The 13,160-nt window shown below is 58.5% G+C and carries 10 protein-coding genes and 1 pseudogene; 6 read left to right on the top strand and 5 right to left on the bottom strand.

From position 1 onward, the window contains the following. The first annotated feature begins 272 nt into the window (after nt 1-272). Nucleotides 273-851, top strand: a complete 579-nt coding sequence (locus ARB25_RS06820) for a methylated-DNA--[protein]-cysteine S-methyltransferase (RefSeq protein ID WP_055286855.1) — start codon at nt 273-275, stop codon at nt 849-851. A 144-nt stretch (nt 852-995) separates the two neighbouring features. Here ARB25_RS06820 and ARB25_RS10155 read toward each other — a convergent pair whose 3' ends face one another. The 3 genes and pseudogenes from ARB25_RS10155 to ARB25_RS06810 form a co-directional block, all read right to left on the bottom strand. Next, nucleotides 996-1,190, bottom strand: coding sequence for a chloride channel protein (locus tag ARB25_RS10155; protein WP_055286854.1), 195 nt, complete (start codon nt 1,188-1,190; stop codon nt 996-998). A gap of 32 nt (nt 1,191-1,222) precedes the next feature. Next, a pseudogene (locus ARB25_RS10390) lies at nt 1,223-1,570 on the bottom strand (Abi family protein); the annotation flags it as partial. A 170-nt stretch (nt 1,571-1,740) separates the two neighbouring features. Continuing rightward, on the bottom strand, nt 1,741-2,379 hold the full coding sequence (locus ARB25_RS06810; protein WP_055286852.1) for a GyrI-like domain-containing protein: 639 nt from the start codon (nt 2,377-2,379) through the stop codon (nt 1,741-1,743). A 271-nt stretch (nt 2,380-2,650) separates the two neighbouring features. On the opposite strand from ARB25_RS06810, the gene ARB25_RS06805 reads away from it, so the two are divergent. The 4 genes from ARB25_RS06805 (at nt 2,651) to ARB25_RS06790 (ending at nt 8,447) form a co-directional block, all read left to right on the top strand. After that, nucleotides 2,651-3,352 (top strand): ABC transporter ATP-binding protein, encoded by a 702-nt coding sequence (locus ARB25_RS06805; protein ID WP_055286850.1) that lies wholly within the window; start codon nt 2,651-2,653, stop codon nt 3,350-3,352. A 5-nt stretch (nt 3,353-3,357) separates the two neighbouring features. Next, nucleotides 3,358-6,123 (top strand): FtsX-like permease family protein, encoded by a 2,766-nt coding sequence (locus ARB25_RS06800; protein WP_055286848.1) that lies wholly within the window; start codon nt 3,358-3,360, stop codon nt 6,121-6,123. A gap of 635 nt (nt 6,124-6,758) precedes the next feature. Further along, on the top strand, nt 6,759-7,679 hold the full coding sequence (locus tag ARB25_RS06795; RefSeq protein WP_055286846.1) for a helix-turn-helix domain-containing protein: 921 nt from the start codon (nt 6,759-6,761) through the stop codon (nt 7,677-7,679). A gap of 447 nt (nt 7,680-8,126) precedes the next feature. Continuing rightward, entirely contained in the window at nt 8,127-8,447 is a 321-nt protein-coding gene (locus ARB25_RS06790) for a hypothetical protein (protein WP_055286844.1), read from the top strand. A gap of 687 nt (nt 8,448-9,134) precedes the next feature. On the opposite strand, the gene ARB25_RS06785 is transcribed toward ARB25_RS06790, so the two are convergent. Then, on the bottom strand, nt 9,135-10,214 hold the full coding sequence (locus tag ARB25_RS06785; RefSeq protein WP_035137621.1) for a 6-phosphofructokinase: 1,080 nt from the start codon (nt 10,212-10,214) through the stop codon (nt 9,135-9,137). Nucleotides 10,215-10,354: 140 nt separating this feature from the next. Next, entirely contained in the window at nt 10,355-11,440 is a 1,086-nt protein-coding gene (locus ARB25_RS06780; protein ID WP_055286842.1) for a carcinine hydrolase/isopenicillin-N N-acyltransferase family protein, read from the bottom strand. 161 nt (nt 11,441-11,601) lie between these two features. Between ARB25_RS06780 and ARB25_RS06775 the strand changes: the two genes are divergently transcribed. Further along, on the top strand, nt 11,602-12,987 hold the full coding sequence (locus ARB25_RS06775) for a M18 family aminopeptidase (protein ID WP_172676335.1): 1,386 nt from the start codon (nt 11,602-11,604) through the stop codon (nt 12,985-12,987). Nucleotides 12,988-13,160 lie beyond the last annotated feature (173 nt).

Genomic DNA, 13,160 nt, shown 5'->3' with positions numbered 1-13,160 from the left:
CCGCCCCCCGCCTGCGGTGACGCTGCTGCGAGCGGCCTGCGATGGGGCCGTTGTTGGTTGAGGCCGCTGGGCTGATGCGGGGGCACGTGGCCGTTGCGGGCCCTGGTCCCGGCGGCGGCCTCGGCGCTTTGCGCCTGCCGCCTTTGGGGACTGTGGGGCGCGGCCGGAAGCTGCGGCGCTTCGCGCCTGCTGCCTGAGGTAACTTTGGGGTCGATTGGGGTTGTCTGCACAATTCGCGGTATTATGTTGCGGAGTTTTGAAAGGAGCCGCTGGTGGTCACGACGACGTTTGCTTCGCCTTTGGGCGAAATCCTGCTTGCCGCTGATGGCCGCGGTTTGACGGGGCTTTGGTTTGAGGGGCAGGAGCACTTTGGCTCCACGCTTCTCAAAGAAGATCCCGAACATGTTGAAGGTGCCGATGCGGTTTCTGGTACCGGTGGGATGTCTTCGGTGAGTCCGGCAAATGGCGCGGCTTCTTCGGTGCTTGAGCGTTCTTGGGCTTGGTTGAATACTTATTTTGCGGGGCAGGAGCCTCGGTTTACGCCGCCGTTGCATATGATTGGCACGGCGTTTCAGCGTGAAGTTTGGTACGAGCTGCTTTCTATTCCGCGTGGCGAGGTCGCTACGTATGGTGAGATCTCCCAGCGTGTTGCGGCTCGACATCGTGTACCGGGAAACGAGGCGCCCGTTGTGTCTCCCCGTGCCGTGGGGGCCGCGGTCGCTCGCAATCCTGTTTCGATTATCGTGCCGTGCCATCGCGTGGTGGCGGCCGACGGATCGCTCAACGGATATGCCGGCGGGCTTGATCGCAAGGAGTGGCTGCTGCGGCTTGAGGGCGCGTACGAGGAGTAACGCTCGAACACTTTGCATAGCCAAGATGCCGTGAAAGAACGGGACATGCTTTCCGAATGGCGTCCCAAGCGGAAACCGTGTCCCGGAATACAGCCTCAGAGTGGGACGCCGTTTCCGGTTGAGACCGCCTGCCTGGACATCGATCTACGCCCGCTCCTGCAGGGCGTAGATCGATTTATCCATGTTGAACAGGTAAGCCACGACGCAGACAATAAAGAACATCGGCAAGTTACCAAAGCCGAAGACTTCGCAGCCAATAAGGATGGGTGCGAGCAGCGTATTGGTGGCGCTGCCAAAGACGGCTGCGTAGCCCAGTGCGGCGCAGAGCTCGACGGGCATGCCGAGTTGAGCCTCGTTATGGCGACATCTGGGTAACAGAAAGGCCCGCGTTCCTCAGAGGCAAGATAGGCAATTCTGCTTCTGAGGTAGATCTCAATTCTGCCGACCGCACTGCCGACCGCATCAAACATTAACTGCCGGAGGGCTCGGTCAAATTCATACGTGTAGATGATGGTTTCGAATGTTGTGCCTTCGCGAAAGATGGTAATCCCGGACTTGCATTTGGTTTTGTAGGGAAACCAGTAGGCCGACAGTCTGTAGTGGTTGGCTTCGACCAAAGCTCGCTCGAGTTCGCTTTGATCAGAGCACTTAAGACCCTTGTTTTCTGTCAATAGTGCTATTTGTTCGTTGATGGATATCCGCGACTTCTGGTATTTCATTAAGCCTCTTGATAGAAAAAGAGCTGGAGTTGCGCATCGTTGAGAGGCTTTCCAGCTTTAGCAAAACAAACTTATAAGATGCGACGGGCCGCGTCAAGATAATTGCTTGACAGCCTAGGAGGCGGCTGGTTGGCTGGCTTAAAACCCAGCGCGTGAAATGACGCTCCACGCTATTCAGCGCGCTTGATAGGATGACGAACCACAGTCTTAAGTTTCTCCGGCGCACACTTGCGTGGATCGGAAAGATAGATTTCGTGATGTAAACGGGTGTCTGAGAAGTCGGGGACATAGCCCTGCTCGGTCGCATATTCATGCATGGCGTCTACGGTTGCCGGCTCGCTGTCGTAGGGTCCGGTATGCATGCATTGAACGCAGAGACCCTCGTCAACTTTAAGCAGCTCGACGGCAGAAAAGTCCAGTTTCTTTTTGGCCGTGGCTTCCGCGACCGCCCAGTCAAAGTCATCCTGAGTGACGAAATCGGGCAGGCGGATGCACGAGATAAAGTTGAAATCGTCCTTGCGTACATAATCGATGTCGCCGCTCGGGGAGTCTTGCCACCAGAAGCCCTCGAGCGGCGGTACCACAAAGTCGAAATAGCCCTCGATACTCCTTGAGCCTTTCTTTGACATCTTGACGGTATAGGCGATGCCGTAAAGCAGCGGCAGGGCATTTTGATACTCGCCACCTTCGGTATTTGGGTCGCCCTTTCCGCGAACGGCAACGTAGCTCATAGGCGGGACAGTTACGATACTCGGCTTGCTTGCAGGTTTGTAGAGCTCCTTGCATTCCTTCTTAAAGTCGAACGCCATGCTGGCTGCCTTTCTGCGTATTGGCCTGCTTAGATAGCGGAATCATATCATAGAAACGAACAGCTGTTCGAATGATTTGGCTGACAGATTGAGATGTGTGCGTTGTGTTTGGCGGTCGGCCTGACCCCGTCGATGATTTCTCTGCCTCCCCGGCGCCTCATCTATAGATGCCGTTTCCCCATATAGAACCTGCCAAAATAAACCCGTCCCTTTTTAGTCGGTGCGAAATGGGTAATACTAAAGAGTTATCCGACCAGATGGGAACCGATCGATGGCCTATATCGAATTTAAAGACGTCATCAAAGCATACGGCGAGGGCGATGCCCGCATCCACGCGCTCGACGGCGCGAGCTTTACGGTCGAGCGCGGCGAGCTCGCCATTATCCTGGGTGCCTCGGGTGCCGGCAAGACCACGGCGCTCAACATCCTGGGCGGTATGGACACGGTAACCTCTGGCACCGTAACGGTGGACGGGCGCGACGTGAGTTCTGCTAACGAGGCGCAGCTCGTGGAATACCGCCGCGCCGACGTCGGCTTTGTCTTCCAGTTCTACAATCTGGTCCCTAACCTGACGGCGCTCGAAAACGTCGAACTCGCGGCGCAAATCTGCCCCGATTCGCTCGATGCCGAGCAAACGCTTTGCCAGGTTGGCCTGGGTGAGCGCCTCGCTAACTTTCCGGCGCAGCTTTCGGGCGGCGAGCAGCAGCGCGTGTCCATTGCCCGCGCGCTGGCCAAAAACCCCAAGCTGCTTCTATGCGACGAGCCCACGGGCGCGCTCGACTACAAAACCGGCAAGCAGATCTTGCAGCTGCTGCAGGACACCTGTCGCAAGCAGGGCATTACGGTCATTATCATCACCCACAACTCCGCGCTCGCGCCCATGGCCGATCGCCTGATCCGCTTTAAGAGCGGCCGCGTGGAGAGCGAGACGGTCCAGCAAAATCCCGTGCCGATCGAGACGATCGAGTGGTAGCGCCCATGGACCAAGATCGCCACAACAGCCAGAACCACGATACGGAGCACGTGAGTCGCGACCGGGAGTTCGCAACCTACCGCACCGCCCAAAGCTCAAACGATATGGTGCCGACGGTTTTTCGCCGTGGCATCTACCGTACAATCCGCGGCAGCCTCAAACGCTTCTTGTCTATCGTGGTCATCACCGCGCTCGGCGTGAGCGTGATGTGCGGCCTCAAGGCGGGTTGTGAGGATCTGTGTGATTCGGTCGACGCCTATTTTGACCAGCAGAATGTCTATGACATTAACGTGCAGTCGACCTATGGCCTTACGCGCGACGATCTTGCGGCTATCCAAGAGGTCGACGGCGTCGAGACGGCCGAAGGCATCTACACCGAGACCGCCTACACCGCCGTGGGCACAACGCGCGAGCGCGTGGTCGTGCAAAGTCTCTCCAAGGAGAACATCGATCAGCCGGTGCTCGTGAACGGCGATTTGCCCGAGAGCGCCGATGAAGTCGCGGTGACTTCGAAGTTCCTGAAGGCATCGGGCAAGAAAATCGGCGATACGGTGAATTTTGCCGCCAATGACGCGAGCTCGTCCAATCAAAGCGCCAAGGACCAGTTTGCCGCGGGCGATTACACCATTACGGCCGAGGTCCTCGACCCCACTGATGTGAGCTCCGACTCGACAGTCAACGCCTTTCGCGCTGCTTCGGCGGCGGACTATAAGTTCTATGTGAGCGAGGACGCCGCGACATCTTCTTCCTACTCCGCGGTCCACGTGATCGTCGAGGGAGCCAAGAGCCTCAACTCCTATTCGGATGCCTACGCGGCAAAGATCAACAAGGTCAAGGGCAATATAGAGAAGATTCGCGAGGAGCGTGAGAAGGCGCGCGCTCAGGAACTGACGGTCGACACGCCGGCAAGCTTGGATGCGGCCGAGCGCCAGGCGAATATGCTCTTTGGGATTGAGCAGGACAACATCAATCGCATGGCAGAGGGCAGCGAGGAGCGCGTGCAAGCGCAGGCCGACCTGGATCAGCGCCGCGCCGCCGCCGACCAGCAGTTTGCCGATGCCCGCGCCGAGCTTTCCGATCTGGGCGAATGCACCTGGTACATCCAGGACCGCGGCAATATCGCAAGCTACTCGAGCGTGGAGAGCGATAGCTCGTCAATTGAAGCCATCGCCACGGTGTTCCCGTTCATCTTCTTTATCGTCGCCGTGCTCATCAGCCTTACCACCGCCACGCGTATGGTCGAGGAGGAACGCACACTCATCGGCCTGTATAAGGCGCTCGGTTATTCGCGCGGACGCATCCTGTCCAAATACGTGGACTATGCGCTGTGGGCCTGTCTGATCGGCGGCGTGCTCGGCAACATCATCGGATTTGTGGGCCTGCCGCTGTTCCTGTTTACGGTGTTCGACGACATGTACTCACTGCCCCAGATGCTGCTTTCGTACGACATCGTGTCCTCGATCGTTTCGGTGGCGCTGTTTGCCGTGGGCGTGGTGGGCGCCACGATTATCGCCTGCCGCCACGAGATGGCCGAGACCCCGGCCTCGCTTATGCGTCCCAAGGCCCCGCGCGCTGGCTCGCGCATTCTGCTCGAGCGCATCGGCTTTATCTGGCGCCGCATGGGCTTTTTGAACAAGGTCGCTGCACGCAACCTTTTCCGCTATAAAAAGCGCGCCTTTATGACCATCTTTGGCATCGCGGGTTGCACCGCGCTTGTGATCTGCGGTATGGGTATTCGCGACACGTCGGTCGCGCTTTCGCCCAAGCAGTACGGGCATATCACGCGCTATGACTTGCTGGCGGTCGCCAACCCCGATGACTTTACGCAGACGTGCGCGGCGTTGGATGAGCGCAGCGCGGCCAATGATTCCAACGTGACCGTAACTTCGACGCTGCCGATCATGACTGACAACGTTACCTTTACGTTTGGCGGCAAGAGCGAGACCGTGCAGCTGATCGTGGTGCCCGATGACCGCATGAACGATCTGGACGACTACGTGTGCCTCGAGGACGAGTCCAAAGAGCCGCTGTCTTTGCGTGACGGAGACGTGTATCTGAGTAAGAGTTCACAGCTGGTGCTGGGGATTCAGCCGGGCGATACGGCACACATCCAGGATTCGTCGCTCAATGTCGCCAAGGTCAAAGTCAGCGACATTTCGCTTAACTATCTGGGCAACACGCTTTACATGACGCAGGGCACCTATGAGCGCGCGTTCGGTCGAAGCGCACGCCTCAACGGCGTCTTTGTGCTGCTTAAGGGCTCGTCGGCCGACCAGATTGCGTTTAGCAAGAATCTTAAGAGCGACGGTTGGCTTACGATTTCGAGTACGGCCGAGCATTGGGAGAACTACGAGGCGAACTTTACGATTATCAATTCCGTCGTGGTGCTCGTGACCTTTATGGCGGCGTGCCTATCGTTTGTGGTGGTGTTTACGCTGTCCAACACGAATATCTCCGAGCGCGAACGCGAGCTGGCGACCATCAAGGTGCTGGGCTTCCGCCGTGGCGAGGTGCACCATTACGTCAACAAGGAGACGTTGATCCTCACGGCGATCGGCGCTGCGCTGGGCGTGCCGCTGGGTGGCTTGCTGGCCGAGAGCTTCACGTACATCCTGCAGATGCCGTCGCTGTACTTTGACGTTGAGGTCGAGCCGCTAAGCTACGTGCTTGCCGTGGTACTTTCCTTCGGCTTTACGATTATCGTCAACCTCGCCACCAACCGAACTCTCAACAAGATCGACATGGTCGGCGCCCTCAAGAGCGCCGAGTAACCTGCCTGGGATTCAAGCTGTAGCGAGCTGTAACGTACCACAACCGCATTTTTGCATAAACCGTCCCGCCGATTGCATATTTCGGCGGGGCGGTTGCTTTTTGCCCGCGGGTACCCCAGGGGGCGGCGTGCAAATTCCGGAGTATTCAGCATCCCGGAGCCCGCGGGTGCGGGAGCGGGCGCACAAAACAGCGCTTAAAGTCCTGATTCTGAGCCCCCAACGCCTCAAGAGCCGCTCGTTTTTTACAGGATGCGGCCCATGGCGCCTGCCTTTCGCCCAAAATCCAGTATGCAGGTGCCCTCGGCTGCTGAATACTCCAAAAAATGCACGCCGCATCCTACCCCAGGCACCCGCAGCTACTCTGCGAGTGCGTGGCCTAATAGTAAGTTGCGGTGGAATAGTTCCCGTTTATGGCTCTGCTATGCCAAACGGGAACTATTCCACCGCAACTTATCGAGAGGGCTCTTGGTTGTTATTTGCACTGACATTTGTCATGAAATGGCAGGTCGTTAGGGGTTGCTACTGGTAGTTGCGGTAGGGTTGGGGCAGATTCTAACTAGAAATGGTGGTCGCTACCGGTTGTTTTCGGCATACTCGCCTCATTCGATTACGGTCACCACATGAAAGGAACCACCATGGACCTTGCGATGGCACAGCGTCTCGTCGATCGCCGCAAAGCTGCCGGTCTTTCTCAGGAGGCCCTTGCTGCCCAACTGGGCGTAAGTCGCCAGGCTGTCAGTAAATGGGAGCGCAGTGAGTCCTCACCCGATACCGATAACCTTATTGCGCTCGCCGCACTGTATGGCGTGTCGTTGGACGAGCTGTTGTATGGGGAAGCGGCTAGCGATGCCGACGACCTTGAGGACGGCAGTGCCGACACCGAGACGGCGGATGTGGCTGACGAGGCTGAGGATTCTGCCGAGCACGCCGATTGCGGCGACAAGCCACTTGTCGATATTTCCCTCGCGCGCGGTATCCACGTCATTGATCCCAATAAAGGCGAGGAAGTACATGTTGGCTGGAGCGGCATCCATGTGACCAACGACCGCAAGGGTGAAGAGGTGCACGTGGGGCCGGGCGGCGTACATATTGACACGCTAGAGGACGACGGGCACAGCGTGCACACCAATGCCGATGGCACCGTGGTTATCGACGGCGAACAATTCTCCAGCTGGAAAGAGGCGCGCGACAAGCTCGACCATCATGGCAAGCATTTCCACACCAAGCTCGGTCGCGCGTGGAATAAGTTCCCCTTCCCCGTGCTTGTCGCCCTCGCCTATCTGGCGCTCGGCATTATTTGCGGCGTGTGGACTACGGGACTTTTCCTCGTCTTTTTGATTCCCGTCTACTACGCGCTTGGCGATTTCATCGACCGACGTCATCTGTCAAAGCTTGTCGACGCCGTCTACCCGGCAGCTGCCATAACTTGGTTCCTCTACATGTGGTTCTGCCTGGGACAGCCCCATCCCGCATGGGTCATCCTCATCACGATTCCCATCGTAAAAGCGCTTATGCACTGGTGCCGCAAACAATGGAAGCACCGCAAACAGGCCTAAACCGCCCTAACCCGCCAGCGCCACTCATCCGACACCGCCCGTCCCTTCCAAGTTGCGGTGATATAGGGACTGTTTTGAGGCTCCAAAGCGCCAAACAGTCCCTATATCACCGCAACTAACAAACAATTGGGTCAGTTCCGGCACGGAGATAAGCATTGAGCTGACCGCGCGCCAAGAAAAGGGCCTATTTACTACGTTTAGCCCGAAGGGGCCGACCATACCCGCCTTTTTCGAAAACTGGCAAGCTTTCTACCTGCGGTTTTATTTTTACAATCTTTGTCATGGTCGAGGGTGTGGTAGCAAACGTAGTAGATAGGTCCATTTTGTGGCAACGGATCATTCAAGCTCAATCTCGAAGGCTGAAGAGAGCCTCTCATCCACGCCTGCGAGCGAAAATCAAATAGAATGAAAGGCAAATGGAAAGCCCGTTTGACGAGCGGAGAACATATGCGCGACGTAGCCGAAAGCGACTGGAAGCTGTTTAAGAAAATGCTTCCTCAATGGCAAGAACGTTATATGGAAAAGCTCATCGGCCGGTACGTTGAGATGCTGAACGGCGACAGCGAAGCGTCCAGTAGATTTTGGGCGCTAGAAGAGCGTATCAATAGGGATAAGCTGTCCTCAGGAGTGCTGGTGAACGACCTTCGCCGCAGTACAATGCACCGTGAGATAGCCAATTTGCTTATCGACAGCGTGATTACCCTCGACGATCTTGACGGTTTTACCGAAGACATTAAAAGCTATGCGCAACACTGGACTGGCCAGTAAGAGCACTGAACGACAGACATTCCCAGCAAAGCGGGGCAAACGCCGGGCCACCTAATGGTTGTCCGGCGTTTGCCCAGATTAACCTGCCAAAGATGAACCTGTCCCTTTTTGGCGGGTTACTCGGCGCTTTTAAGAGCGCCGAGTAACCCGTTCTGGGATTCAAGCTGTAGCGAGCCACCGACGCGCCCACAGCCACTAAATTGCATAAACCGCCCCGCCGATTGCATATTTCGGCGGGGCGGTTGCTTTTTGCCCGCGGGTACCCCAGGGGGCGGCGTGCAAATTCCGGAGTATTCAGCATCCCGGAGCCCGCGGGTGCGGGAGCGGGCGCACAAAACAGCGCTTAAAGTCCTGATTCTGAGCCCCCAACGCCTCAAGAGCCGCTCGTTTTTTACAGGATGCGGCCCATGGCGCCTGCCTTTCGCCCAAAATCCAGTATGCAGGCACCCTCGGCTGCTGAATACTCCCAAAAATGCACGCCGCATCCTACCCCAGGCACCCGCAGCAAGAAGACGAATAGCCACGGCCTCCCTAGTTACCGCAGGAGGCCCCAGGGCTTACCTCCCAAATCTTTCCGCAGGACGGAAGGATCCCGCCGCGCGAAGCACACGGCGGGATCCTGACATGTCCGAGGACGATTTGGGAGGTAAGCCCTGGGGCCTCCGATGAGAGCAGTTTCGGCCGAGGCTATTCGTCGCCGAAGCTGATGCCCAACGCCTTGGCCTCGCGCACCAGATCGCTCTGGGGATCGACATACTTGAGCTTGCCGGCGACATCCTCGAGCGGCATGTGGCACATCTTGCCGTCGCGCAGGGCAATCATGTAGCCAAACTCGCCGCGTAGGCAGCCGAGAGCCGCCTCGACGCCGCACTGGGTCGCAAAGATGCGGTCCTGGGCGTCGGGCTGACCGCCGCGCTGCGTGTGACCGGGGATGGCGACGCGGGTCTCGCGACCGGTCTTGGCTTCGATCTCCTTGGCGATGTCGTAGACAATCGACGGGCTCGTGCGCTCGGCGAGCTTCTTCTTGTACTCTTTCTTGGACAGAGCCGCGTCCTCCTTGGAGATAGCGCCCTCGGCGACGGCCACGATGGTAAAGCGGCTGCCGGTCTCCATGCGATGTTCGATGGTCTTGATGACGTTTTCCATGTCGTAAGGGATCTCTGGAATCAGGATGACGTCCGCGCCGCCCGCGACGCCGGCGTACAGTGGAATCCAGCCAACCTTGTGGCCCATGATCTCGATAACGAACACGCGGCCGTGGCTCGAAGCGGTGGTGTGAATGTCGTCGATGCACTTGGTGGCGACGTCGATGGCGCTCGTAAAGCCAAACGTCAGCTCGGTGCCCCAGGTGTCGTTATCGATGGTCTTGGGCAGCGCGATAACGTTGAGGCCCTCTTCGCGCAGGCGGTTGGCGGTCTTGGTGGAGCCGTTACCGCCCAGCATAAACAGGCAGTCGAGCTGCAGCTTATGATAGGTGTGGACCATCGCCGGCACCTTCTCGACACCATCGGCCTCGGGGGTATCCAGACGCTTGAACGGTGTGCGGCTCGTGCCCAGGATGGTGCCGCCGCGGGTGAGGATGCCGCTAAAATCGGCGGGCGTCATGACGCGGAACCTGCTGTAGATAAGGCCCTGATAGCCGTCCTCAAAGCCATAAATCTCGATAGGTTCTTCGCTATTGGTCATAAGCGTTTTGACAATGCCGCGCATGGTGGCGTTGAGCGCCTGGCAGTCGCCGCCACTAGTAAGAAGACCGATCCTAAGCATGGTGAATCCTTCCGGGCAAGTTATAACATGCGCATAAGTTTACCCCCGCACACTGTTGATGCGGGGGTAAAACGTGTTAGCTCAAGCGTATAGAAATGTAAACAACGTCAGGCGGGCGTAAGGACGACGGTGCCAGCTCCTTACAGTGCGAAGGCGTCGACGTCGCTCCAGTGACGGCGCAGCGTGATGGCGGCAGCGGGCTCGGTATTGTCAAAGATGACCGACCATTGCGTATTGCTGGTGATGTCTTTCGGATTGGGTTCTTGCGCTGCAGCGCGTAGGGCCTTCCAAGCGACTGCCTCGTCCTGGGCACCGACATGGGCGTCAAGGACATCGGCGATTGCGATGGCGCGCTCTTTACCATGGCCCAGCTCGCCGTTCTTTTGGTTGGGCAGCACTTCGTCACCATAGCAGGCGTAGAAGTTCGTGACCTGGCGCACGGGCGTCGCCTTGCATGCGCGGTCGGGATCGCGCGGATCCCACTCCACCACCCGTGCGTCACCGGCGGCGTCGTTGATAAAGAAGTGGTAATCGCGTCCGGCCATGGCGTGCATGTCGTGGGCGGAAAGTAGGTCGACGGCCTCTTGCGTGGTAGCCGCGCGGTCGAGCACCAGACGGATGGCGAGCGAAGTGTTGATGACGGGGCGTTGCGTGTCCTGGTCACAGGGCTTGGAATCCAGGGTGAGTACGGCAATGGACACGCCGCATTCGTTAACACCGTCGAGCTGGGCAAACGGGCCCATGAGTGCGGCGGCGCGTCCGGCGACGGAGTCAAGTGGAGTGTTGGCGCCCAGGTTGTTAAGGGCGGCAAACCCGATGGAGGCATAGCCGCCGCGTGGGTGATTGTGCACCAGCAGCGCCGAGGTGTCGTCTTTAAAGTCGTAATTGCGACCGGTGCGCACGCGGCCTTCGGCATCTACGGCGACAAAAGCGCTGCAGGCAAACTGGGGCGCCTGGACATGTACCGGCACACCGGGCAGCACCTGCGCCACCACGACATCGATGTAGGTCTGGTCGTCGCGCACGCCAGCGGCGATGATGCGATCAAGATCGTAGTCGTAGGCGATGTCGATTGCGTACAGGTCATAGCCATCCGCGTAGCCGGTCAAGCGTTTGAGCGACGCGGCGGACTTGATTTGCTTGTGATAAACGATACCGGTGGCAGCGGCAAGGCCGACGGCGACTCCCGCGACACCGCAGGCGATGGCAATGTTGCGTGGCTTCATGGCGGCTCCTCTCGTCCTGTTAGCGTAATTGTCGCAAAAGGTGCACGGGCATGATAGCTCAACTTGGTGAGCGGTGCGGGATTAAACACGGAATGAAGAGTGCAGCGCTGGCGCGGCGGGGTATGCTGGAAGGGACCATCAATCCAGCGAAAGGGGAGAGCATGACGGATCAGGAAACGCCCGAGCGCGCGCATGTGACGGCCGACGATATCGAGGCCGCCAACGACCTTATCGACTTTATCGAGGCATGCCCCAGCATGTTCCATACGGCGGCGACCATTATGGCCGAGCTCGACGAGGCGGGCTTTACCTACCTGCCCGAGAACGCGGCGTGGGATATCGAGCCGGGCGGGCGTTATTACACGCAGCGCAACACCTCGAGCGTTGTTGCCTTTAAGGTGGGCGAGGACCTGGCCGTGACGTGGGGCGAGGACGGCGTTGCTGGTGACTATCATTTTCAGCTCACGGCGTCGCACAGCGATTCGCCGACGTTTAAGGTCAAGGCTGTGCCCGAGCTCGATGGCGCAGGCGAGACGTTGCGCCTGAACACCGAGGCCTACGGCGGCATGATCGACTACACCTGGTTCGATCGCCCGCTGGCGCTCGCGGGCCGCGTGTTGGTGCGCGAAGGCGACCGTATTGAGAGCCGCCTGCTTGCCACCGAGCGCGAGGTCGCTATCATTCCGAGCCTTGCCATCCATATGAATCGTGGCGTTAACGAGGGCTTTGCGCCCAACCGCGCCGTCGACCTGTGCCCGCTCATCAGCGCCGGTGATCTTAAGCAGGGCGACTTTGATGCTCTGATCGCCGACGAGTTGGACGTTGAGCCCGAGCAGATTCTGGGTCGCGATCTGTTCCTGGTCAATCGTCAGGATGCGCGCATTTGGGGCTGGGCCGACGAGTTTATCTCGACGCCCAAGCTCGACGACCTGGCCTGCGCCTATACCTCGCTGCAGGCATTTTTGGGTGCTGAGAACGCGCGCGATATCTCGGTCTTCTGCTGCTTTGATAACGAGGAGGTTGGCTCCGAGACCAAGCAGGGAGCCATGTCGACGTTCTTGGCCGATGCGCTGCGCCGCATTAACGGATCGCTGGGCTTCGATGACGAGTCGTACCATCGCGCACTTGCCGCCTCGATGCTCGTGAGCTGCGATAATGCGCATGCCGTGCATCCCAACCACGCCGAGAAGTGCGATGCCCGCAACCAGGTCGTGCTCAACGGCGGCATCGTTATCAAGGAAGCCGCCAACCAGCACTACTGCACCGATGCCTTTAGCCGCGCGGTGTTCCAGGCTATTTGCGATGACGCCGACGTGCCCACGCAGGCCTTCGCCAACAAGAGTGATATGGCCGGCGGCTCCACCCTGGGCAACCTGTCGAACATGCAGGCGAGCATGCACGCCGTAGACGTGGGCCTGCCGCAGCTGGCCATGCACTCGAGCTACGAGACCGGCGGCGTGCGCGACGTGATGTACGCCATCCGCGCCCTCACCGCCTTCTACGAGCGCAACCTAACCATCAACGGCGCCGAAAGCGCGGAGCTCTAAAACCTGTCAAAAGAGGACAGGTTTACTTTGGCAGGTTTTATTTGGGCAAATGCCGCAATGCCAACAGCTGGACAGAATTGTTATGACACCGCGGGTTGGGCAAACGTCAGCGAGCGACGTCCAGAGCGAACAAGTTGGCATGAAAAAGGCGAGGTATTGACCTTCTGGTCATG

The sequence above is a fragment of the Collinsella aerofaciens genome (assembly GCF_001405375.1).
Lineage (GTDB): Bacteria > Actinomycetota > Coriobacteriia > Coriobacteriales > Coriobacteriaceae > Collinsella > Collinsella aerofaciens_F.
This window is presented reverse-complemented; position numbering and strand designations above follow the sequence as displayed.